The organism is Bowmanella dokdonensis, assembly GCF_017254865.1.
GTDB classification, from domain to species: domain Bacteria; phylum Pseudomonadota; class Gammaproteobacteria; order Enterobacterales; family Alteromonadaceae; genus Bowmanella; species Bowmanella dokdonensis.
In genome coordinates this window covers 23,027-45,659 of sequence record NZ_JAFKCV010000011.1, presented here as the reverse complement: position 1 = coordinate 45,659, position 22,633 = coordinate 23,027, and the positions used below count along the sequence as shown (strand labels likewise).

Here is a 22,633-nt window from a genome sequence, read left to right as displayed (position 1 = left end):
TTTTTGTGCTTTGTATGCAGGCAATCTGCCTGCGCTGCCTAACTTAAGCCTGACTTAAGTTTCCCTGCCTATGCTGGGCCAAGATTCCATTCTGGGAAACTGATTATGCCCATACTCTCAATTGTCATTCCGGTTAAAGATGAACAGGACAACGTCCTGCCTCTGCTGGATGAAATACATCAGGCCATGAGGAACCAGATCGACTACGAAGTGGTGTTTGTGGATGATGGCAGCACCGATCTGACGTATGCGCGTCTGGCTGAACGCCGGGGTGTTGGCGATCTGCGGTTGTGCCTGATCAAAAACCGGCAGAGCCTTGGTCAGAGCACGGCCATTTATCTGGGTGTGCAGGCAGCCAGGGGACGACTGATTGCCACCCTTGACGGAGACGGTCAGAACGATCCGGCCGATATCCACTCGCTGCTGGCATTGACTACCGGTTATGGCAGCCAGGAAGACTTTCTCATTGCCGGTTATCGCAAACACAGGCGGGACAGCGCCTGGAAAAAGCTGCAGAGTCTCGTTGCCAATGGTATCCGCACCAGACTGCTGGGTGACAACACTCCGGACACCGGCTGTGGCCTCAAACTGTTCCCCCGGCACAGCTTTTTAAAATTGCCTTACTTTGATCATATGCATCGCTTTCTTCCGGCCCTGTTCAGACGCTTAGGGGGTGATATTCAGATTTGTGTGGTGAATCACCGTGCCAGGCTGGCGGGCATATCCAAATACAATATGCTTAACCGGGCCTGGGTAGGTTTGATAGACATGCTGGGGGTCATGTGGTTGCAACGCCGTAATCGGCTGCCTAAGTCGGCAACGGAGGTGACGGTTGAGAAGCCGATTATCTGAACTGCTGTCCCCGGCGCTGGCCAAAAACCTGCTGTGGCTGGCAGCACTGCTTGCAGTGGGCTGGTTTATGGGGAAATCCACCTTGCTGGGGCATTGGCATCCTGATGCGCTGGCTGGCTACCTGCAGGGTCCCTGGTATCAGCAGGGGCTGATCTTTGTCAGCCTGTTCGCCCTGCTGACCAGTGTCGGCCTGCCCCGGCAGATTCCCGCCTTTGCCGCCGGCTTCTTCTATGGCGTGCTGCCTGGTCTGGGCATCTCCACCCTGGCGGTATTGCTGGGTGCTGCATTGACCCTGCTGTATACCCGCCTGCCGCTGATCAGCAGACTGCATCTGAAACAAACGTCGCATCCCATGCTGGCGCTGCTGTACCGGTTTCCCTTTCGGGCGACCCTGGCCATCCGCTTGTTTCCGGTGGGCAATAACCTGGCCATGAACCTGTTGGCCGGCTTTGCCCGTCTGCCGGTGCGGCCATTCTTGCTGGCTTCCCTGCTGGGCTACCTGCCACAGATGCTAATCTTTGCCTTATCCGGCGCCGGCCTGATGCTGGATACCCGGTGGCAAATTCTGCTGGCTTTGGCGCTGATGCTGCTGTCTTCCTGGCTCGGCCTGGCGGTTTACCGGCGCACCCGACGTCATCTGAGCAGACTGCAGGAAGCCCATTCCCATGCCTGATTTACCGCTGTCACGCCAGGCTTTGCGTTGGCTGGTCCTGGCGTCGCTGGTGTTGGTTCTGACCGGACTGGGCCTGCGCGACCCCTGGCCGGCAGACGAACCCCGTTTTGCCCAGGTGGCCATGGAAATGGTCCAGTCCGGTCAGTGGTTTTTCCCTACCCGCGGAGGCGAGCTTTACCCGGACAAGCCACCGCTGTTTATGTGGAGCATCGCTGTTTTTTATGCCCTGCTGGGGTCTATCAAACTGGCCTTTTTACTGCCCTCGGCTTTAAGCGCCCTGCTGACCCTGTATCTGGTCTATGACCTGGGCAGACGCTTGTGGGACGAACAAACCGGCATACTGGCCGCGGCGTTATTGCTGCTCAGTTTGCAGTTTCTGCTGCAGGCCAAGACCGCGCAAATTGATGCCATGGTCTGTGCCTGGATCACCCTGGGTTGTTATGGTTTGCTCAGAGGCTGGCTGCTGGGTGACCACTGGCGTTGGATCGCTGTCGCCGGTTTGGCCATGGGACTGGGCGTCATCACCAAGGGCGTGGGGTTCCTGCCGTTGTTGATGCTTTTACCCTATCTCGCTGCCCGCCACTGGGCTCCGAGACAGCAGGAACAGGCCCCTGTCTGGCGTTGGGTATGGGCGGCGATGATCATGCTGGCCGTCATCGCTTTGTGGCTTGTGCCCATGCTGTTGATGGTCTGGGGTAGCGATGACCCTTCCCTGCAGATGTACCGGGATAATATCCTGTTCAAGCAAACCGCCCGGCGTTATGCCGATTCCTGGCATCACATCAAACCCTTCTGGTACTACCTGACGTCCGTTATTCCGCTGTTCTGGCTGCCCCTGTCCCTGCTGCTGCCCTGGTTGATTCCCCACTGGTGGCGGGCCGTTCGCTCGGGAGACAGGCGTATCGTTCTGCCCCTGGGCTGGATCTTGCTGGTCCTGCTGTTTTTCAGCCTCAGTCCAGGTAAGCGAGGCGTTTATATTCTGCCCGCCCTGCCCATGCTGGCACTGGTCAGTGCCCCCTATCTGCAAATAATCCTCAAAGGCCGTTGGTCCAATCGACTGGTTTGGGCTGTGGTCACCCTGCTGGGTCTGTTGCTGGCTGGCGCTGGGCTGGCGGGTCTGTACGGCATCGAGGCGACCCGGCAACTGGAAGCCAGTTATGACATTCACCCCTGGCCCTTTTTGCTGGTCACCGGTCTGCTGGGTCTGCTCAGTAGCTGGCTGACCCTGGACCACAAAGCCCTGAGCTGGATGCTGTTTGTTCCGGCCCTGTGGCTGTTGTACAGCACCTGGGGCTATTTGCTGCTGGCACCGGCGAAAACGCCCAGACATGTTTTCCAGACCATGATGTTGCATGTTCCGGTCAACACGGAGCTGGCGATAGTGGGCATGAAAGAGCAGTTCCTGCTGTTTTCGCCCTACAACATCACCCATTTTGGCTACCACACCCCTGAGCAGGACCAGCAGCGCCTGGCCTGGCACTGGCTAAAAAGTCACCCCAATGGCCGGGTCCTGATGGCCGGAAGCGAAGAGATCCAGTGCTTTAATCCCGACAAAGCCTGGGATCTTGGTTTTGCCCACCGGCAAAACTGGCTGCTGATGGACTCACAGACCGCCCTGCCAGACTGTCAGCCAGCGTCTGTCACAATCCCGGAGTATCGGCTTGAAAAAATTCCAACAGGTTAAGAATGCCTTAAGCAAGTCTGATTAGTCTGCTGATCAAGGACATTTTTCTGGATTAACCATGCGTTACCTGTTGTTGGCACTCTCCCTGTTAAGCGCCGCGGTGTCGGCCAGACCGGCACCGGATTTTTCTCTTTCTTCACTGCCTGACGCTGAGCAATTAAGTCAGCTCAAAGGCAAAGTCGTCTATCTGGATTTCTGGGCGTCCTGGTGTAAGCCCTGCCGCAAGTCTTTTCCCTTTATGAATCAACTGCAACAGGAATATGGACCCAAGGGGCTGGTGGTGCTGGCGGTGAATCTGGATGCCGAACCCCAGCTGGCGGAACAGTTTCTGTCAGACCATCCTGCCCGGTTTGCCGTGCAATTCGATCCCAAGGGACGGATAGCCAGTGAATATGAGTTGATCGGTATGCCATCCAGCTACCTGATCGATGCTGCCGGCCAGATTCGCTACTCACATCAGGGCTTTTTTGCCGATAATGCGGCGCGCTACGAGGCAGAAGTCCAAGAGTTACTGAGCGAAATTCCCTCCACTTCCAATCTGGGACAATAAGATGAAACTAAAACCCTTACTGCTGGCCGGCCTGGTGTTGCAATTATCCGCCTGTGCCTCTTTGGGTGTGCAACCCTGGGAGCGGGATCTGCTGGCCAAAGATGAGATGTCACTCAACGCCGACCCGGTAGACCTGGGCCTGGACGACCATATTTATTTCTCCAAGGAAGCCAGCAGCGGTGGCCGGGCCTTTGCCGGAGGAGGCTGCGGATGCAACTAAAATCCACACCTCAGGTGGCCACTGCCCTGGCGGCGGCGGCCTGCAGCCTGCTTGGCTTGCCTGCCAGCGCCCAGGACGCCGGCACCCCTGACAACTGGCAGTTTGACACCGCCCTGCTCTACTATGGCGAGTCTGATCGGGTCACTGCCGTGGAAGGGGTATTCGGTGCAACCAAGGACTTTGGTGACGAGCACATTTTTTCCGGTAAGCTGGTGATTGACGGCCTGACCGGCGCGTCAGCGACCGGTGCCGTTGCCCAGCCCTATGCGCAGACCTTTACCCGTCCCTCAGGCAATGGCCAGTATGTGATTGGCGCAGGAGAAACGCCACTGGACGATACATTCAGGGATACCCGGGTGCAGCTTAATGGTCAGTGGACCCAACCTGTATGGCAGGATTACCGGGTCAGCGGCGGGCTGCATGTGTCAAAAGAATATGACTATTTATCCCTGGCTCTGAATGGCTCACTGGCGCGGGATTTTAATCAGAAGAACACCACGATGTCGCTGGGGCTGTCATACGCTTTTGACAGCATTGACCCCGAGGGGGGACGCCCGGTGGCCTTTGCCAGCATGCCACTGCGGGACGATTTTTCCTCGGATGACGCCTACCAGGCGGCATTCGATGCGACTCGGTTGGCCGGCTCAGACGATAAGAATACCCTGGATTTAGTTTTGGGTCTGACACAGGTTATCAACCGTCGCACCATCATGCAGTTTAATTACGGCCTGTCGGTGGTGGATGGCTATCTGACCGATCCGTTCAAGATGCTAAGCCGGGTAGACAGTGATGGAATAACGCAGGATCTGCTTTACGAAAATCGTCCGGACAGTCGCACCAAGCATAACTTTTACTGGCAGACCAAGTATGCCATGGACAGCGCAGTGGCGGATATTTCCTACCGCTTTGCCACCGATGACTGGGACATCCAGTCACATACACTGGACTCTCGGCTGAAATTCAAGCTGTCGGATACCACCTATATCCAGCCCCATGTGCGCTTTTACCAGCAAAGTGCCGCCGAGTTCTACCAGCCGTTCCTGATGCAGGGAGAGCCGTTGCCGACCTACGCCAGTGCCGACTACCGGATTGGCGAGATGACGGCCTATACGGTTGGACTCAAATATGGCATCTTGCTGAAGGGCGGGCAGGAACTGGCTTTCCGGCTGGAGTACTATCAGCAGGATCCGAAGAATAATGGTGTGGAGGCCCCGGGGATCCTCCAGGAGATGGATTTGTATCCCAGTGTCAAAGCCGTGATTGCCCAGGTCAGTTATCGCTTTTAACGGAATTCCCTTTGCACGACACGCCATTTGTCATTGAGCCGCGAAGCGATCACATTGTGGGTCGCTTCACGGCCATGGCCAGTCCCTGTGAACTGTTGATTGACGGTCAGGATAGGGATCTGGCAACACAGCTGACAACGCTGGCCTGGTCGGAAGCCAGACGTATCGAACATAAATACAGCCGCTACCGCGATGACAATCTCTGCCACCGTATCAACCACAGTCAGGGCCAGGCCGTGCCCATCGACGAGGAAACCTTCCGCCTGCTAAGCTTTGCCGATACCTGTTACCGGCTTAGCGACGGACTATTCGATATTACCTCCGGTGTGTTACGCCGGGTGTGGAAATTTGACGGTTCAGACAACTTGCCAACTTTCGCTCAGGTTAACCCTCTGCTGGAGTTCGTTGGCTGGGAGAAGCTCAGCTTTGATCAGCATTTTTTGCGGATGCCCGCCGGCTTCGAACTGGATTTTGGCGGAATAGGCAAAGAGTATGCTGTGGATTCCGTGACCAAACACTGTCTGCAACTGGCTCCCCGGACCTCGGTGCTGGTAAATTTCGGCGGCGATATTCAGGTATCACGCCCTCGTGTTCAGGGCCGATCCTGGCATATCGGCATTGAAGATCCGAACCGGGCAGACTCCGCCACCAGGTTACTGAAAATTTATCAGGGAGGACTGGCCACCAGCGGCGATGCCCGGCGCTTCCTGTTAAAGGACGGTATCCGCTACAGTCATATCCTCAACCCTAAAACCGGGTTTCCAGTAAAAGATGCGCCCCGCTCCGTCACTGTGGCCGCTGCCCATTGTATCCAGGCTGGTATGCTGGCTACCCTGTCCTTACTGCAAGGCCCTGAAGCGGAAGACTTTCTGAAGGCCCAGCAGGTAGATTTTTGGATCTGCCGCTGAGGCTTTCAGATTGTCTTAAGCTGACCGGCATAAGCTGAGGATATTGGTTTTCAGACAAGGCTTGTGATGTCGGTTACTCTGCGTAATGTCGTTGTCGGCCTGCCATTCTGCCTGTTGTTGGCGACTGATATCACGGCATGTGAAGTCCTGCCGCCGATGGAATTGAACATTCACACGGTATTTGATGAGCAGGACCCGGAACTCACTTGGTTTCATCGGCTGGCCAACTGGCTGCATATTGAAACCCGTGCCGAAACCCTGGAAAACGAACTGGCGTTCCTGTCTCCCTGCGAAACCGACCCGAAACGTCTGTATGAAGCTGAGCGGTATCTGCGCAGCCGCAACTACCTGCGCGATGCAAAAGTACAGGTGGCTGAAGCGGATGATCAGCGGCGAATTCAAATTGACACCTGGGATACCTGGTCTCTGATGCCAATACTGGACTTTGGCCGCACCGGGGGAAAGAACCATTTTGAGCTGGGCATTAAGGACAGAAACCTGCTTGGCCGGGGCATTGATGCGGAATTGTCCTACTTTTCCGACCCCCAGCGCAGCGGGTATAAGATTGACACCGAATTTCCCCTGCACCGGTTTGACAACACCGATGCCCGGATCAGGTTGATAGACAGTCCTGACGGTTACCAGCGCAGCCTGTCATTGAACCGTCCCTTTATCAGTCTGCACGACAACTGGTCTGGCCAACTGGCTTTTAACCGCGAAGATCGCATCGATACGGTGTTTCAAAACGCCAATGACGAATATCTGTTTCGTCATCAAATCGATTATCTGCAACTGCAAGGCGGCTGGAAATGGTATCAGGACAGTCACCAGACCCTGAGGTTGCTGGGCGGGTTTCGCAACGAAGAGCATCAGTTTTTTGCCCCGCAGGCGGATTATCTGCCGCAGGATAGACGGTTCACCGCTCCCTGGCTGGGGCTGGAGTACCTGCAGGATGAATTTGTCACCCTGCACAATCTGCACTTGATTGAACAAAACGAAGATATCAACCTGGGGTGGCATGTGCGTACCAGTCTGGGCTGGAATCTGGTTAACGGGCCACTGCAAGACAGCCTGCTGTGGAGTGTTGAGGTTAACAAGGGACTGGTCATCAATGACAGTACCCTGTTGCTGAGTACTCTTAAGGCAGAGGGATTTACCGATGGTAAGGGCCAGGAGGGAAGCCTGAGCGGACTACTTAGCAGCGAAATGATTCATCGCCTGTCTGCATCCTGGGCCTGGTATTTGTCCGCTACCTGGCAATTTTCCGATAATCCGTTACTGGACAATCCGTTAAGCCTCGGTGGGGAAACCGGCCTGCGCGGCTTTCCCCTTCAATACCAGCATGGCGAGCATAGCCTCGTCATGAATACCGAGCTTCGTCACTATCCGAAGATTAACCTGTTTAAGCTCTTTGAGTTGGGTGGGGCCATATTTTATGACGCAGGCAAGGTTTACGGCGACAGCCTTACCGACAATCAGGACAGCGGTGTGCTGCAAAATATCGGCATCGGCGCCAGGCTCTATTCGGCCCACTCCAGCGATCGGCAAGTGATTCATATCGATCTGGTCCATCCGTTTTCCGACCTCGACGAGGTCAGCAACCTGGAATTTCGTATTGAGGTCAAGCATGCATTCTGATCCCACTTGTTGCCCACCCGGCGATGCCAACAAAGTTGTCACGGTCACTGGGGCAGCCTCCAAAGCAAAAGGCCTGACCCGACTTCTCAGGGCCTCGGTGAATTCCTGGCATGGGTTGATATGGCTGAGTCGTCATGAAGCCGCGTTTCGTCAGGAAGTGGTATTGCTGGGGGGACTCACCCCGGTCAGTCTGCTGCTGGAGGTGTCCGTGATGCAACATCTGGCCCTTATCCTAAGTTTGCTACTGGTGGTCCTGGTGGAAATCATCAATACCGCGATTGAGAAGGTAGTGGACAGAATCAGCACCGAGCATCACCCCTTATCCGGATTGGCGAAGGATCTTGGCTCAGCAGCCGTGCTGGTAGCGATGCTGATGGCCCTGTCGGTGTGGGTAACCGTCCTGGTTAACCTGTGGCTGACAATTGGAGAATAACCGGATGAGACAGCCAGCCACACTTGCCTGGGCGATGCCCTTGCTGATGGTCCTGTTTATGTTGTTTACCGCCAATGGGGCGTTTTTTCAGCAACTTACGGCTATTTATCCTCTGTCTCTATATCCTGGATTTATCCTGTCAGTGGCCACCATGGCAGCCTTTTTGCTGCTATTGCTGGTGCAGCTTGCCGGCCTGCTTCTGTCCCCTGCCTGGCTTTATCCGGTGCTGCTAATGCTAAGTGCAACCACCGGTTATTTCACTGGTCAGTTTGGGATTCTGTTTGATCGGGTGATGCTGACTAATATTTTGCAAACCAATCCGGCGGAAGCCGCCGACTTACTCAGTACAGGATTAATCTGGCATCTGGTGATCTTTGCAATAGGGCCCTGCCTGTTGCTCTGGTTACTGCGTCACCATGGCACTTTGAGCAAACCAGGTTGGCAAGCCAGGCTGATGTCCCTGTCAGTGCTGCTTGTTTTGACCCTGGCCGGAGGATTGCTTTACCCGGCCCAGTTTGCCAGTTTCTTCCGTGAGCATAAAAGCGTTCGCTACTATGTCACGCCGCTCTATCCTGTTTATTCGGCTATCGATTTGGGGGTACGGCATCTTCGCCACCCTACCCCAAGCACGCTGCTCCCAGCGACAGCGGAGCCTATCCAGATCGAACACACAGGACATAAAGAGCTGGTTGTAGTTGTGGTAGGGGAAACCGCCCGCGCCGATCATTTCTCACTAAATGGTTACGCCCGCCAAACCAACCCGCTGCTGGCCCAACAAACCAGCCTGCTCAGCTACACCCAGGTTCAGTCTTGCGGCACCTCGACTGCCGTCTCCGTCCCTTGCCTGTTTTCTTTCAGTGACCGAGAGTCCTTCGATATTGACACTGCCAAAAATACAGAAAACGTGCTGGATGTGCTGCACCGGGCCGGTGTCAGTCTGCTGTGGCGGGATAATAACTCAGATGATAAAGGGGTGGCTGATCGGATCCCCTACGAGGACTTTCAGACCAGTGAACGCAATCCCATCTGTAATCCAGAGTGCCGGGATATGGGTATGCTGGCCGGGCTGCAGGAGTTTATAGACAGTCAGACCGGCGATATTCTCATCGTCCTGCATCAGATGGGCAGTCACGGGCCGGCCTATTTCAAGCGTTATCCTCAGGCCTTCGAACGCTTTACCCCGGCCTGCCAGAGTAATGAACTGGCCGAATGCAGTCATCAGGAGATTATCAATGCCTACGACAACAGTATTCTGTATACCGATTACTTTCTCAATGAAGTGATTGAGCTTTTGAAGCGCAATACCCCTGAATTTGAAACCGCCATGCTGTATATGAGCGACCACGGGGAGTCATTGGGGGAAAACGGCGTGTATCTGCATGGCATACCCTACTTTCTGGCACCTGAATCGCAAACCCACGTCCCCTTTTTGGTCTGGGTGGGTGACAGCTCTGATATCTATTATGAGGAGAGTGTTAAACTGACCCACCAACCCTACAGCCACGACGACTTCAGCTGCAGTCTGTTGCAGGCTTTTGAAATCGAACCCCACGCATTAGGTGTGACCCCCTGTGTTCCTTATTTTGTCTACAAAGCCGAATAGCGGTCTGGTCCGGCATATACTGTTAAGCCTGTGTGGTATATGCGCTACTTTGCTGTTGTTCCAATTCACTCATATGGATATAGCGGTCCAGCAATGGCTTTACCAGCCGTTATCACACCAGTGGCTATGGCATAAACAAGAGCCCTGGGCCAGGTTACTATTTTATACCGGCCCCAAAGGTGCCCTGATGTGCCTGTTTGTCGGCTCGCTGGCTATGTTGGTGATGAATACCCGACGCTACGGCCGGGCCGGTGCCAAGCCAGGATTGCTGATCCTGTTGTTGTCTTTGGCTTTGGTACCGGCAGCAGTGGGCATGCTCAAAGGCGTGACCAGTGTAGCCTGTCCGGTGGACCTGCAGCCGTTTGGCGGCCATTATCCCTATATGCCGTTACTGACCGATAGCCTGACCCAGTGGCAACTGAGCGGCCAGCAAAACTGTTTCCCAGCCGGTCATGCCAGTGGCGGCTTTGCCCTGCTGTCTTTACTGTTTTTGGTGCAGGGTCCCGGCAGACGACGCCAGGCGTTAGTCGGGACGATGAGCCTGGGCTGGACAATGGGCCTGTATAAGATGGCCGTCGGCGATCATTTTCTCAGTCATACCCTGGTGTCCATGCAGCTTGCCTGGCTGATCATCTGCTGTGTGGCCTGGTGGGTGTATCGTTTCTATCCGCTGCCCCCCGGAGCTGATGAGTCCGTCTTCAGCGGATGAACACACAGAGGAAATCGTTGCCGCACCGGCCTTGTTGAAACACTCATGAAAGCCTTGATCTGGATCATCGGCTTCATCACAATTGCTTGTAAAATAACTATAAACTAACAGGGGAAGCCTATGTCCGCACCAACTATGAGGTATCACTCAGCCAGTATTGTCCTGCATTGGCTGATGTTTCTGTTGCTGGTGGCAGTGTATGCCTGCATTGAACTTCGCGAATTCTATCCCAAAGGCAGTGACCCGAGAGAAGCGCTTAAACACTGGCATTTTATGCTGGGTTTGAGTGTCGGGCTGCTGGTGATATTGCGGATTTATTTTCGCCTGCGCTATTCCCGTCCTGCCATTACCCCAGAACCCGCCGCCTGGCAGGAAAAGCTGGCCAAGCTTGTACATGGACTGCTCTATGCACTGATGTTGCTGATGCCCATTGGCGGTTGGCTGATTCTAAGTGGTGAGGCCAAGTCCATTCCTTTTTTCGGACTGGATTTGCCACCGTTGATGGGCCCGGACAAAGATCTGGCCCACCAGATTGAGGAACTCCATGAAACCTTCGGCCAAGTGGGTTATTTCCTGATAGGTCTGCATGCTCTGGCCGCCCTGTTTCACCATTATCTGCTCAAGGACAATACCCTCAAACGCATGTGGTGGGGTAAAAATTAAGGCCTGGGCGACAGCCATTCAATGCTGTCGCCGAAATGCTTTTCGAGAGCCTCAATGGCAAAAGTCTGATGATCTGCCCCCATCACCAGGACAATACGCTGACCCGGATGTTGGCTGACAAACGCAATGATATTCTCGGCGATCTGCCTGTCCCGCTCACGGTTGAAGGCTTCAATAGCTCCGTAGGGGCTGTGTTCCAGCCAATCGGCATAAAGCTTGTCAATCCGCCGGGTCAACTGTCCATATTGTTCAACGGGGAACAGTTCGGCAGTGGCGCTTTGCAACAGGGCCATTTGCTGCTGTTGCAGCTTTTCCAGTAAAACTGGTCGGCTGGACTGGAATGACGCGTCTTTGGCCAACTGCCGTTCAAGCTTTTTCACCTCAAGGTGTTGCCAGTAATCTGCGGGAATGGGCTGGCCGGCAATCGCATTACCCAGCCAGTCGAACCCAAAAGCCCTTTGCCCGTAGCGGCCGGCCAGCTCAATCATTTCTGCCGGATAATTCTTTGCCAGGTAGGATTTGTCTGCCGCCATATCTTCAGAACGAATCTCCACTCCCACGGAGTCAGGCTGCAAAGAGGCGATATAATCATACAGTTGCTGATAACTGTAAGAGGGATGGTCGCGATGAAAGCCATGCATGGCCGCCACGACAGCCACCACCGTTGGACTGTCATCAGCCTGTGACCATGGACTGAACAACACCAGACCATTTAAAAACACCAACCACAATGTGCGCATCCCGATCAATCCGTCAGTTCAGAACTCATATTCCAGGGCAAAGCGCAGGGTATGATCCTTGGTGACTCCGCCCACCTCTGAAATAAATCCCAGCTCCCACTTCAGTTGTTTCTGCCCGTCGAAACGTTGAATACCCATCAGGGCCGGTCCGATACCGACAAAGTCCTCACCCGTGTAGATCTCGATGGAAGGTTGTACCTGGGGCATCCAGCGATAGCGATACTGGAGGCGGAACTCGTTTTCGACCTCATCATGAATGTCTTTTCCCCATTCGTAAATCATAAACCAGTTGAGTGTCAGACTACTTCGGCCGAATTCCTTTTCCATGACCAGGCCGCTGGTGACTTCCCAGCTGTCCTGCTTGTGCTGCTTCTCAAGCTCGAAAACCATCCCCCAGTCGGCCCAGTAACGGCCCTGTTCCGTGATCATCCAGCGGCTCTCCAGTTCATAAGCCTGCAGGCCGAAGTTATCCTCCTGATCGCGCTCCCCAACCACATAGGCTTCCAGGGTCAGGGTCTCGGACAGGGAGTGTCCATAGCCGATACGCTGTGCCAGCACATTGCGCTCGTCATTCTGCCGGGACATAAACCGCCACTCAACGCGCTGTTCATTGGGCAGAACAATGGGATGGTATACCTTATCCACCACAAAGCCGTCGGCCGCGGCTTTGGTGGTGAGCAATACCAGCATGACAATAACCTCACGTCTCATAAATCCTCCCCTAGAAGGTGGGCGGCATTGTCTTGCCTTTTGCTAAGATACAACCAGGCAAAGGGGCCCAGAGCCGACAACAGATAGATGACGAGCTGCCAGAAACTGGGGGCGGCCTCATAGCCAAACAAAGAGTGCAACAGGTGGCCCATCTCTGAACTATCTGCAATCCACTGGCTGGTATCCCATACGGCCTGAAGGGGCGAAATCAGGTCCACCTGGGCTAACAACGGCAGGATATGCACCAGTTGACCGGCACTCCAGCACAATAGAAACAGAGCACAAAGCCACACACGATGACCGGCCAGCCAGTGCTGGCAAAGCAGGTACAGCAATACGGCCACGCTGATACATACGGCTGCTCCCATCATGGTACCGAGCATCAGTGCCAGCGGCGAAGTGCCGTGGGTCCAGAACCCTACGAAAAATACCAGAAAGTTCGCGCCGTCCAGCGTCAGGGTTAACAGGACGGCGCCGGCAGCAGTAAGCTGCCACAGCCTGGCATTGTGCTGTCTGCCAACACTGCATGCCAGGTTCAGCAGAATCATTCCGTAGGCCAGGCACTGCAGCAGAATCATGGTGAGCTCCATTCCGGCCCCCTCCGCCAGCTCACTGAGGTTATCCACCAGGGTAGCCAGCATCACCGCACTGAAAAAGCCCAGCGCCGTTCCCCAGCCCAGCCACATGAGAGAACGCTGCTGTTGGTTGGCGAACGCCAGTAGCACGCTGATCAGGATAAACGCCGGCAGCGCATCCCGCAGGAAGAGTATGATGGAATTAATCAGCATCACCTGGCTCCTTGACGATCACCTGTCCCCTGGCGCTGTTGGGATTATATTCGCCGAAAAAGTGGTAAACGCCGGGCTGCAGTGGTCCGATATAAACCGTGGCCTTGCGCTGGGGAAAAATAACCTTCTCCCGATTGAGATCAAAACTGTCGAACTCCTCCGGCGTATCATCCTGATTATGAACAATCAGCCTGACCTTCATATTGGCGGGGATCTCAAGCTTCGACGGATAAAACAAATGGTCCTTCAGAACCAGCTCGTATTCGGGCACCGCACCCATGGCCGACAGACAAAACAGGCCCAGGGCAAGGTAGCCACAGTTAGTCAGGACTCTAGCCATGAGCCTGCACCTGGGATGAGGGAAATGTCAGGCTGGCTTTGAGCCCGCCCAGGCGCTCAGAACGGCTGAGTCTGACCGTGCCTCCGTACAGGTCGACAATATGCCGTACGATAGACAGACCCAACCCACAGCCACTGACGCCTGATTGATGGCGGTCGCCTCCCGCCCGGTAGAAACGTTCAAAGACCCTTTCGTACTCGCTATCGGCCAGGCCGGGCCCGGAGTCTTCCACCGTCAGACAGACCTGGCTCCTTTCTGTCCATACGGAGACACAAATACTGGCCCCTGGCGGACTGTATTTGCTGGCATTACTGATCAGGTTTTGCAACAAAATGGTCAGGGAGAACTCCTCCCCCTGCAGGGTGCAGAGATCTCCTTTGAGCTCTATCTGTTGCTGTCTGGCAGCAATCTGAGGATACAGGCTGGCAATAGTGCGCCGGCATACCTCGGCCAGATCCAGGGACTGGAACTTGACACTGAAACTGTCAGGACTGGTGCGATTGAGCAGGAGTATTTGATCCACTACATGACTCATGCGCTCCACACCTTCCTGCAGCAACTGCATATTGGTGGAGTCCTTGCCAAGTTCCAACGCCAGGTTGTGCGCATTGATCTTCAGTACGCTCAGAGGCGTTCGAAGCTCATGGGCGGCATCTGAGGCAAAACGACGTTCCCGTTGAAAGGCCTTATCCAGTCTTTCCAGCAGCCGGTTGATGGTACTGACTACAGGCTCCAGTTCGGCCGGTGTATGGGTCAACAGGATACTTTGCATATCGTCGGCTTTTTTCTGCCGCAAGGCTTGTGACAGTCTGGCCAATGGTCTCAATCCCTGCTTGACCGCAAGAGAAATCAGCAATGCCAGTATGGGCAGACTCCAGATCAGCGGTTGAACCGCCACCAGAATCAGCTCTTCGGCCAGCTCATAACGCAGACTAAGGGGTTGGGCCACCAACAGCCATCGATTATCTGAGGAGTAGTAGCGAGCCAGCGTACGCCATCGCTGTCCGGCAAAGTTTTCTTCAGCAAAGCCTTCCACCAAAGGAGCAATAGGTTCAACTGCCTCATCGGTCGAGCTGAGCAACAGCCTATCCTGCTGCCAGATCTGAAAAACCAGTTCGCCTGCCGGGCCCGGTGCCTCAGGCTGCTTACTCAGTGGCAGGGTGTGCAGGGTATCGGCCAGGGAAAGCAGTTGCACATCGAACAGACTGGTGGCCCGTTCCATACTGCTGCGATAACCTTTAGTGGCAGCAAAAAAGATCACCAGTGTCATGACTGACAGCAACATCAGGACCAGATACCGGCGAATCGAACTCATTTATTGACTGTATATCCCACACCGCGAACGGTATGAATGAAGCCCTCGGGCAACTTTTTGCGCAGATGATGAATATGCACCTCTACGGCGTTGCTGGCAACCTCTTCACCCCACTCATAAAGACGGGTTTCCAGTTGCTGCCTGGATTGGATCCGACCGGCATTTTCCATCAGGGCCTTGGCCAACATATATTCGCGTCTGGATAAGGTCACCTGTTCACCTTGTACCAAAAGGCGATGGCCCAGGGTATCCAGAGTCACAGGCCCCAACTGGATTTGGGTATCAGGCATAGTGCCCAGGCGTCTTGAAATCACCCGGATTCTGGCCAGCAACTCGCTGACATCAAAAGGTTTAACCAGATAGTCATCGGCCCCCACATCCAACCCTTTGATTTTGTCCAGGGTGCTGTCACGGGCGGTCAGAATCAGAATGGGAGTAGCAATCCTTCGCTCCCGCACCCGCTTGAGTACATCGAGTCCGTCCATATCCGGCAGGCCAAGATCCAAAATGACGGCATCGGCTTCACCGGACTCCAGAGCCAGCACCGCCTGTTTGCCGCTGGCCAGATGATCCACAGCAAAGCCCTCCGCCCGCAGAGCCCGTTGCAGAGCATCGGCCAGGGGCAGATCATCTTCTATCAGCAACAATCTCATTGTCTGTCCTGCTGTTCAGCTTGGTGCTAAGGGTGGTCATCTTAGGGTTAAGCAGCCCTGGGGCTTCCGAACTTTTGTGTAATTGTAAAGCAGTGTCCAAGTATCGGCGGGCATTGTCAAAATCTTGTTTGTCAAAACAAAATTGGGCGTAGGCGAGGTTAACCAGGGCGTTGTCCGGGGCTTGAGCCAGGGCCTGTGTCAGCAGTTTGCCGGCTTTCTCATCGTCACCGAAGGAAAAAGGCCAGCCGGGTGTTTCGTGATAAAGCCACCCCAGATACGCCATGGCGCTTCCCTGGCCCGCATGCCTGTCCAGGCGCAGGGCCTGGGTCAGGGCCTTGCGTGACAGCCGGGCAAACTTCAGTGCAGTGACGCCCCCCTCTGTCAGGGCGAGCTCCCGGCAAATAATGCCCAGCATCAACCAGTCTTTGGCACAGTGTTCGCAGTCCCTGACAGACTGTTGCGCCTTGTGTTGCAGCATTTTCAGCTCTTTTGACCTGGCTGCGGCTGAGGACAGGTTGAGGATTACCGACAACTGGTCATAGGTTATCTGTTCCCCTGCCCTGGCATACTGGCCGCCCAGGCATATCCAGCAGACAGCGCAGAGGATCGGAAACAATTTCATCGTCTTTCCTGGATAGGAGGTGAGTATAAAAAGCTAATGCAAGCGCCTTAACAAAATCTTAAAGTGGATCCGTCTCGTAAAGATAAAAAAACAGGATGGGATAGTGGCGATGAAATACGGCTTGGGTCTGATACTGTTTTTTCTCCCCCAACTGGTTTTGGCTTCCAGCCAGGCCAGCGGCCCCCATATCCAGGTCAGCCTGGTCAGTGAATACCAGGCGTTGGTGCAGGGCAGACAGAACTGGATTGGCCTTTATCTGCAGCCGGAAAACGGCTGGCACACTTATTGGCGTAATCCGGGAGATTCGGGCGAAGCGCCGCGCATCGACTGGACATTGCCAAAGGGCGTCGAAGCGGGTCAGATCCACTGGCCCCTGCCCCACGCGATCGATGTCGCCCATCTGACCAATTACGGCTACGAAGGGGCCAATCTGCTGTTGGTGCCCGTTGAGGTTCAGGTCAATCAGTCTTTACCTGTTACCCTCACTGCCGATGTGTCCTGGCTGGTTTGCAAGGAAGATTGTATTCCGGGCTGGGCGACCCTGAGCCTGACATTGCCGGTAGAGGCGCAGCCTGCTTCATCTGCCTGGGCAGCGCTGTTTGAGAAAACCCGTCAGCAATTACCCGCATCCCGGGCCTGGCCGGTCCGTCATGAGCTGACCGGCGGAACGCTGTTGGTGTCGATAGCCGGTCAGACCGAAGGCAACTGGCAGCTGTTTCCACTGCAGGCCGATCTTATCCAGCATGCAGCCACCCAGTCGCAAGTGTTAACGGAAGCCGGACTCACCCTGTCCATGCCGGTCTCTCCCTATCTTACCGGCACCCCGGACCAGTTTGAATTCCTGCTCAGTAACGGTGAGCAGGGGTACTACCTGCAAAGCCAGCTGCAACAAGCTCCTGCGGAGCAATCCACGTCACTGTTCGCCTACCTGCTGATGGCCCTGGCCGGCGGCCTGCTGCTCAATATCATGCCCTGCGTACTGCCGATACTCTGTTTCAAGGCCATGTCATTACAACGACAAGAGCACAGACGCCGTCCCGCTCTGGGTTACGGTATCGGGGTATTGGTGAGCTTCTGGTTGTTCGCGCTGTTGGTGGCGATGCTGAAGTGGTCAGGTCAGTCTGTGGGTTGGGGCTTTCATCTGCAAAATCCTCTGGTTATCGCGCTGCTGGCCTATCTGTTTTTCATCATTGGCCTGATGCTGCTGGGTAGCCTGCCAGTAGGCTCGGGACTGGCCGGCATGGGTGATAAACTGACCCGCTCCGGCGGCTTCACCGGCCAGTTTTTTACCGGCGTGCTGGCGGTGGTGGTCGCCTCTCCCTGCACCGCACCTTTTATGGCTGCTGCTCTGGGCATCGCTATGGTCAGTGACCTGCTCACCAGCCTGGCCATATTTACCGCACTCGGCCTGGGATTTGCCCTGCCGATGACGCTATTGACCCTGGTGCCGGCTTTTAACCGGTGGTTGCCCAGACCCGGCCCCTGGATGGAGCACTTCAGGCAATGGCTGGCCTTTCCCATGTTTGCCACCTGCATCTGGCTGCTGTGGATCTATCAGGGACAGGCAGGCGATGCCCAGCAGGCGTTGCTGCTGCTGGGACTGATGGCCCTGGCCATGCTTTGCTGGCAGACCAGGCTGCAAAGTCGCGGACTCAAGGCCATACTGGGACTCGCAGCCATTGCATTGGTGTTGCTGCCGCTGCTGATACCTGCGCAGCAGGCCTCATCCACGGCTAAGGCGCCCTCTCTGGCGAGCACCTTTACGCTTGCCCGACTCAAGCAACTCAGGGAGCACAAGCAGGTGGTATTGGTCAATATGACGGCCGACTGGTGCATCAGTTGCAAAGTCAACGAACAGGTGGCTTTTGCCGATCAACAGGTCCAAACAGCTTTGACAGCGCCGGGTGTACATTATTTGCTGGGCGACTGGACGAACAAGAATCAGACCATACTGGAATATCTGAACCGCTATCGGCGCAGTGGCGTACCCCTATACGTGGTGTATGGCGGTGAGCAATATGTTGAAGTATTACCCCAGTTGCTTACCCCGCAAATCGTTATTGATGCCCTCAACCGGGCCAAACAGGAGATATAAGATGAAAAAGGTAATGAGTTGGTTCGCATCCATACTGGTTGCCAGTTGTTTCAGTACCAGTCTGCTGGCGAACGTTGCAGTGGATAGTCCGGCACCGGATTTTACCCTGCTGGATACGGCCGGCAATTCAGTCAGCCTGTCTGATTACCAGGGTAAGTACGTGATCCTGGAATGGACCAATCACTTGTGCCCCTACGTGCAGAAGCACTATGGCAGCGACAATATGCAAAACCTGCAGAAAAAGTATACCGGACAGGATGTTGTCTGGCTGTCAATTATCTCCTCTGCCCCGGGTAAACAAGGTCATGTGAGTGCCGCAGAAGCTGACCAGTTGACCCGGGAACGTGGCGCCAGTCCCACTGCCTTGTTGTTCGATCCCACCGGTAAAGTGGGACGTGAGTATGACGCCCGGACCACCCCGCATATGTATGTCATCGATCCCGACGGCGTGTTGCGCTACGCCGGTGCCATCGACAGCATCAAATCCGCCAACCCGGTCGATATTGCCAGGGCCGACAACTACCTCGACCAGGCGATGCAGGCCCTGATGAAGGGCGAAGCCGTGACAACCAAGGTCACTGTACCCTACGGCTGCTCAGTGAAGTACGCCGGTTAAGGCGGTCAACCGGTCCTTAACTCCCCTTTCAGGCGGCGGCTCTGAGCCACCGCCTGTGCCAACCCCTGGTAAAGGGACTGGACGTCATCCGGGGCATCATCCAGCATCATCAGGGAGTAGTCAGGCTGCAGGGACAGACGTTGACCGTCTGCTGTTCTGATCTGGCTCTGGCAAATTGATCGCTGGATCCGCTCCATATGGCTGCGGGCACGAATCTCATCGATGTCATTCAGACAAACCAGGAACTCGTTGACCCCCATACGCCCCACCACGTCGCCCTGACGGGTAGCCCCCTTCAGAATTTCCGCGAGATGCCTCAGGGCCTGTTCCCCCACGCCGTCGCCATACTCGGCGTTGATCTCGTCCAGTTCGTTGATTTCAAACAATGCCAGTGCATGTACTCTGAGCACAGAGGGTCGCGGCAAAGTCCGTAATTTAGACAGGGAGGCTCTGCGGTTCAGCAATCCGGTCAGTTCATCCCGCAATATAAAGCTCCGTTGTCGCCGATAAAGCATCCAGGCCAACAGCACCATCAGGGCGAGGGCCAATCCCAGGCCGATGAACAACCGCATACTGGCCTGGCCTTTTTCTTGCTCGGCACGTTCAAGGCTGGATTCAAGCTGTACTATGTCCGTCAACATCTGCGCCACTCCCAGTATCTTGGCCGCGCCCTGCTGACTCTCAATGACCTGCTCTGCAGCACGCTGGTAATGTCTGAAAGCAAGCGCTGCCTGATCGTACTGCTCCAGCGCCATAAAACTATCTGCAAGCAACGACAGATATTCGAGATCTTCAGACTCTTCCATCGGATATTGGGTCAGCTCCAGACTCAGATAATCCTGCACACAACGCAGTTGCTGTTCATGCAGGCAGAGCCTGGCCTGATAAAGGCGGTAAGTCCTGTCCATGTCCGCATGGGACAGCTCAGGCAAAAACACCGACCATTTGACCAGGCTGGCCCGTAAGGTCTGGTAGTCACCGGTGCGCAGTGCTAAGTTGGCTTGCGCCTGATTCAGCCAGGCATTGGACAGTGGGGAGTTGATTTGACTGTTCTGGTGGATAAGCTCGTCAATGGCCTGTCTGGCCTGTTCCAGCAACCCACTTTTTAGATAAGCCTGCACAGCATAGAACAGCGGCGTAATCAGGGTTTCCCCTTCATAGACCCCCTGCGACATCTGATAGGATTTGAAGTACTGTTCCGCCGCCAACTCGTTCTGACCGAGAATGGCGTACAGATTGCCGATGTTATTAAAAATATCCGAACGAATGGCCTGATCCTCAGGCCGGGAGTAACGCTCAAGCAGGCTGTAAAGCTTGGACAGGCTCTGATCGATATTTTCTGCATCGATATCGCATGTCGAACTCAGTTCCAGTTGCGCGCCCAGATGGACGGATTCTGAGTTGACCCGCAAAGCCTCCTGTTCGGCACGGCGGTAATAGTCACAACGCTGGGCCTGATTGTCTTTGCTGGTGACAATACCGGCTAGGTATAAAGCATAGGCATAGTTCTCCGAGCCATCCCGCTCCGGCTCTGTGGCCAGCAGTCTGTCCAGGATGTCAGCGGCTTCCTCGTATTTCCCCCCGCAGGCCAGGGCCTGAGCCTTACGAACCTTGAGATAGAACTCCTGCCCATATTGCAGATTGTCTGCGCTAAGGTAGCTGTCGAGCTGGGGTAGTTTGCTCTCGTCCAGGCAATCATAGTTGTTGACCTGAAGTGAGCGAATAAAGGCTTCGAGCCCCTCTTCCTGGGCCGATAACCAACAGGGTAGTAACAAGGCAAGCAAATACAAATAACGCACCATGTCCTCGCAGATTGGATAGGCCGAATGAAAATGAAACGCAATAGCTGCTATTCTAATCCTATGGACCGCCAATGAGAAGCAAGTACTTGATCAATCTGCTTTTTGATCTCCCTTATTAGCTTCGGAAGCCTGCCGGGAAAGTTGCCATTCGTCGCCAATAACAGGATCTTCGGCCTCTTCATTATTATCTTCCCACTGGTATTTCTGACGCTCAGGCTTTGGATCCCGATGCTGGAAAAGCAGGGAGGCCAACACCCCCGCGAGGGCACCGAAAAAGTGCGACTCGAAGGAAATCTCCGGCTCCCGGGGGAAAATGCTCATGATCATACCTCCGTAGAGGAAAAAGCCAATCATCATCAACGCCACAGACAGCTTGTCCCGTCGCAAAATACTGGAAACAAACAGATAAAAGAATATTCCGTGACTCAGGCCACTGGCACCCAGATGGGTCGCTTCTCTGGCAAACAACCAGACACCGAGTCCGGACAGGGGCCAGATAAAGAGCAGGGCCAGCCACCAGGAGCGCGGATAGCCGAATAGCAGAAGGGTGCCCAGCACTAACAGCGGCAGGGTGTTACTGAAAATATGCGCATACGAGCCATGCAGCAGCGGGGCGGTCAAGATGCCAAGCAGGCCGGATGTCTGCCCGGGCGTGACCCCTACCATGCCAAAATCCAGACCAAGAAAACTTTCTGCCAGTTTGATCCACCACAGCAGGCAGATAAACAGGCTGGCAGCCATCAGGCTGTTACGCAGACGATTGGTTTGTTGCAAACAGAAAATCCGTAATTGGCGTTTTCATAAAGATTGGGGCTGATTGGTTCATTCAAAGGCAAAAACACTCCCATTTATCGAGGCTTCCTGATAGCCATTTGATTTTTCTGTATTTTTTGACAAGACTTTACTGGTAGTTTGGAATCAGCTGAGATTATTTTTATTCTGTTCAACAAGGAGTCTGTTATGTCCACTAATACAGTCAGTTTTCGTACCGGCCGGCTAATCGCTATGCTGCTTGTGCTTCTTTCCAGCATTGGTTGCGCAACCATGGAAGGCGCAGGAGAAGACATTGAAGATGCCGGCGAGGCGATTCAGGAAGAGGCCAATCAGGACTGAATGGCCAGATAAAGAAAGCCAGCCCCCTTGTCAGTCAGGGGCTGGCTTTTAGTTTTTCTTGCGGGGCTTAAATGTCGAACCACCCGTCATCTCCCGCATCATCCCATTCATCACCGTCCCAATGACCGTTTTCATCCTCGTCATAGGAAGAGTAAACACCGTCATAGAGCTCGTTGTCACTGAGGTAATCGTTGGTATCTCTGTCCCACTCGTCAAACTCGTCCTCCAGACCGATAGCCTCATACTCCATGGTATCTATCCTGCCATCGTCGTCATCGTCCCAGTCTGCAGCAAAATCTGCATCCCCAACGGTAGAACGGAATTCTGTGCGGGTGACTTTTCCGTCGTCGTTCATATCTGCCTGATTAAAGGTGGTGCCCGCCAGAGCCATACTGCTGACCAGTGGCAGTACCATTAATAAGGGAAATCTGAGTTTCATACTTATCTCCTTGGTTGGCGCCGACAGTCCCGGCGCGATACATTCATGCTGTAAAAAGCAGCAACCATGCCAGGCATCAAACCCCTTCCCTGTCGACTTGAGCTTCCGCTGAAGGCTGTAATAATTTCAACATGCAGGCGTATTTTCACACTCAGGAGACGGCGTAGCTGATCTGTTGAG

At 54.7% G+C, this 22,633-nt stretch carries 25 protein-coding genes; 15 read left to right on the top strand and 10 right to left on the bottom strand.

Annotated elements, in window-relative coordinates; all coding sequences use genetic code 11:
• Positions 1 to 105: 105 nt before the first annotated feature.
• The 12 genes from J0A66_RS16585 to J0A66_RS16530 all read left to right on the top strand — a co-directional run bounded on the left by J0A66_RS16585 (position 106) and on the right by J0A66_RS16530 (position 11,219).
• Positions 106 to 852 carry a glycosyltransferase family 2 protein gene (locus tag J0A66_RS16585; protein WP_206574968.1) on the top strand — a complete coding sequence of 249 codons (747 nt, stop codon included), beginning with the start codon at positions 106 to 108 and terminating at the stop codon, positions 850 to 852.
• The gene (locus J0A66_RS16580; RefSeq protein WP_206574967.1) at positions 833 to 1,525 is read left to right on the top strand and encodes a TVP38/TMEM64 family protein; all 693 of its coding nucleotides are present in this window, start codon (positions 833 to 835) and stop codon (positions 1,523 to 1,525) included. The genes J0A66_RS16585 and J0A66_RS16580 overlap by 20 nt, the downstream gene beginning before the upstream one ends.
• Positions 1,518 to 3,209: an ArnT family glycosyltransferase gene (locus tag J0A66_RS16575; RefSeq protein ID WP_206574966.1), complete on the top strand. Its 1,692-nt coding sequence runs from the start codon at positions 1,518 to 1,520 to the stop codon at positions 3,207 to 3,209. The genes J0A66_RS16580 and J0A66_RS16575 overlap by 8 nt, the downstream gene beginning before the upstream one ends.
• A 58-nt stretch (positions 3,210 to 3,267) precedes the next feature.
• On the top strand, positions 3,268 to 3,759 hold the full coding sequence (locus tag J0A66_RS16570) for a TlpA family protein disulfide reductase (RefSeq protein ID WP_206574965.1): 492 nt from the start codon (positions 3,268 to 3,270) through the stop codon (positions 3,757 to 3,759).
• A 1-nt stretch (position 3,760) separates the two neighbouring features.
• A complete protein-coding gene (locus J0A66_RS16565; protein WP_206574964.1) occupies positions 3,761 to 3,979 on the top strand; it encodes a DUF4266 domain-containing protein in 219 nt (72 codons plus the stop codon).
• On the top strand, positions 3,970 to 5,265 hold the full coding sequence (locus J0A66_RS16560) for a DUF3570 domain-containing protein (RefSeq protein ID WP_206574963.1): 1,296 nt from the start codon (positions 3,970 to 3,972) through the stop codon (positions 5,263 to 5,265). The genes J0A66_RS16565 and J0A66_RS16560 overlap by 10 nt, the downstream gene beginning before the upstream one ends.
• A gap of 74 nt (positions 5,266 to 5,339) precedes the next feature.
• A complete protein-coding gene (locus tag J0A66_RS16555) occupies positions 5,340 to 6,173 on the top strand; it encodes an FAD:protein FMN transferase (protein ID WP_206575039.1) in 834 nt (277 codons plus the stop codon).
• Positions 6,174 to 6,239: 66 nt separating this feature from the next.
• The gene (locus J0A66_RS16550; RefSeq protein ID WP_206574962.1) at positions 6,240 to 7,811 is read left to right on the top strand and encodes a ShlB/FhaC/HecB family hemolysin secretion/activation protein; all 1,572 of its coding nucleotides are present in this window, start codon (positions 6,240 to 6,242) and stop codon (positions 7,809 to 7,811) included.
• A complete protein-coding gene (locus tag J0A66_RS16545) occupies positions 7,801 to 8,244 on the top strand; it encodes a diacylglycerol kinase (protein ID WP_206574961.1) in 444 nt (147 codons plus the stop codon). The genes J0A66_RS16550 and J0A66_RS16545 overlap by 11 nt, the downstream gene beginning before the upstream one ends.
• A gap of 4 nt (positions 8,245 to 8,248) precedes the next feature.
• The gene (locus tag J0A66_RS16540) at positions 8,249 to 9,847 is read left to right on the top strand and encodes a phosphoethanolamine transferase (RefSeq protein ID WP_206574960.1); all 1,599 of its coding nucleotides are present in this window, start codon (positions 8,249 to 8,251) and stop codon (positions 9,845 to 9,847) included.
• A gap of 73 nt (positions 9,848 to 9,920) precedes the next feature.
• On the top strand, positions 9,921 to 10,556 hold the full coding sequence (locus J0A66_RS16535) for a phosphatase PAP2 family protein (RefSeq protein ID WP_206574959.1): 636 nt from the start codon (positions 9,921 to 9,923) through the stop codon (positions 10,554 to 10,556).
• 120 nt (positions 10,557 to 10,676) lie between these two features.
• On the top strand, positions 10,677 to 11,219 hold the full coding sequence (locus J0A66_RS16530; RefSeq protein ID WP_206574958.1) for a cytochrome b: 543 nt from the start codon (positions 10,677 to 10,679) through the stop codon (positions 11,217 to 11,219).
• Here the strand turns inward: J0A66_RS16530 and J0A66_RS16525 are convergent.
• From J0A66_RS16525 to J0A66_RS16495, 7 genes are read right to left on the bottom strand one after another with little or no spacing between them, the layout of a single operon-like run.
• Positions 11,216 to 11,959 (bottom strand): hypothetical protein, encoded by a 744-nt coding sequence (locus J0A66_RS16525; RefSeq protein WP_206574957.1) that lies wholly within the window; start codon positions 11,957 to 11,959, stop codon positions 11,216 to 11,218. The two genes, J0A66_RS16530 and J0A66_RS16525, sit on opposite strands and share 4 nt — an antisense overlap.
• 18 nt (positions 11,960 to 11,977) lie before the next feature.
• Entirely contained in the window at positions 11,978 to 12,670 is a 693-nt protein-coding gene (locus J0A66_RS16520) for a hypothetical protein (RefSeq protein ID WP_206574956.1), read from the bottom strand.
• Positions 12,667 to 13,458 carry an FTR1 family protein gene (locus J0A66_RS16515; protein WP_206574955.1) on the bottom strand — a complete coding sequence of 264 codons (792 nt, stop codon included), beginning with the start codon at positions 13,456 to 13,458 and terminating at the stop codon, positions 12,667 to 12,669. The genes J0A66_RS16520 and J0A66_RS16515 overlap by 4 nt, the downstream gene beginning before the upstream one ends.
• Positions 13,448 to 13,798 (bottom strand): cupredoxin domain-containing protein, encoded by a 351-nt coding sequence (locus J0A66_RS16510; protein WP_206574954.1) that lies wholly within the window; start codon positions 13,796 to 13,798, stop codon positions 13,448 to 13,450. Before J0A66_RS16510 ends, J0A66_RS16515 begins: the two co-directional genes overlap by 11 nt.
• Positions 13,791 to 15,113: an ATP-binding protein gene (locus tag J0A66_RS16505; protein ID WP_206574953.1), complete on the bottom strand. Its 1,323-nt coding sequence runs from the start codon at positions 15,111 to 15,113 to the stop codon at positions 13,791 to 13,793. Before J0A66_RS16505 ends, J0A66_RS16510 begins: the two co-directional genes overlap by 8 nt.
• Positions 15,110 to 15,766 carry a response regulator gene (locus J0A66_RS16500; protein WP_206574952.1) on the bottom strand — a complete coding sequence of 219 codons (657 nt, stop codon included), beginning with the start codon at positions 15,764 to 15,766 and terminating at the stop codon, positions 15,110 to 15,112. The genes J0A66_RS16505 and J0A66_RS16500 overlap by 4 nt, the downstream gene beginning before the upstream one ends.
• A complete protein-coding gene (locus J0A66_RS16495; protein WP_206574951.1) occupies positions 15,741 to 16,388 on the bottom strand; it encodes a tetratricopeptide repeat protein in 648 nt (215 codons plus the stop codon). Before J0A66_RS16495 ends, J0A66_RS16500 begins: the two co-directional genes overlap by 26 nt.
• 109 nt (positions 16,389 to 16,497) lie before the next feature.
• Here J0A66_RS16495 and J0A66_RS16490 point away from each other — a divergent pair, with 109 nt between their 5' ends.
• Positions 16,498 to 18,483 (top strand): protein-disulfide reductase DsbD family protein, encoded by a 1,986-nt coding sequence (locus J0A66_RS16490; RefSeq protein WP_206574950.1) that lies wholly within the window; start codon positions 16,498 to 16,500, stop codon positions 18,481 to 18,483.
• 1 nt (position 18,484) lies between these two features.
• Complete coding sequence (locus J0A66_RS16485) at positions 18,485 to 19,099, top strand: thioredoxin family protein (protein ID WP_206574949.1); 615 nt, start codon at positions 18,485 to 18,487, stop codon at positions 19,097 to 19,099.
• Between the two features lie 5 nt (positions 19,100 to 19,104).
• On the opposite strand, the gene J0A66_RS16480 is transcribed toward J0A66_RS16485, so the two are convergent.
• On the bottom strand, positions 19,105 to 20,898 hold the full coding sequence (locus J0A66_RS16480; protein ID WP_206574948.1) for a diguanylate cyclase domain-containing protein: 1,794 nt from the start codon (positions 20,896 to 20,898) through the stop codon (positions 19,105 to 19,107).
• A 93-nt stretch (positions 20,899 to 20,991) separates the two neighbouring features.
• Entirely contained in the window at positions 20,992 to 21,675 is a 684-nt protein-coding gene (locus J0A66_RS16475; RefSeq protein ID WP_241264257.1) for a rhomboid family intramembrane serine protease, read from the bottom strand.
• Positions 21,676 to 21,861: 186 nt separating this feature from the next.
• Between J0A66_RS16475 and J0A66_RS16470 the strand changes: the two genes are divergently transcribed.
• Positions 21,862 to 22,014 carry an entericidin A/B family lipoprotein gene (locus J0A66_RS16470; protein WP_206574947.1) on the top strand — a complete coding sequence of 51 codons (153 nt, stop codon included), beginning with the start codon at positions 21,862 to 21,864 and terminating at the stop codon, positions 22,012 to 22,014.
• A gap of 67 nt (positions 22,015 to 22,081) precedes the next feature.
• On the opposite strand, the gene J0A66_RS16465 is transcribed toward J0A66_RS16470, so the two are convergent.
• On the bottom strand, positions 22,082 to 22,453 hold the full coding sequence (locus J0A66_RS16465) for a hypothetical protein (protein ID WP_206574946.1): 372 nt from the start codon (positions 22,451 to 22,453) through the stop codon (positions 22,082 to 22,084).
• Positions 22,454 to 22,633 lie beyond the last annotated feature (180 nt).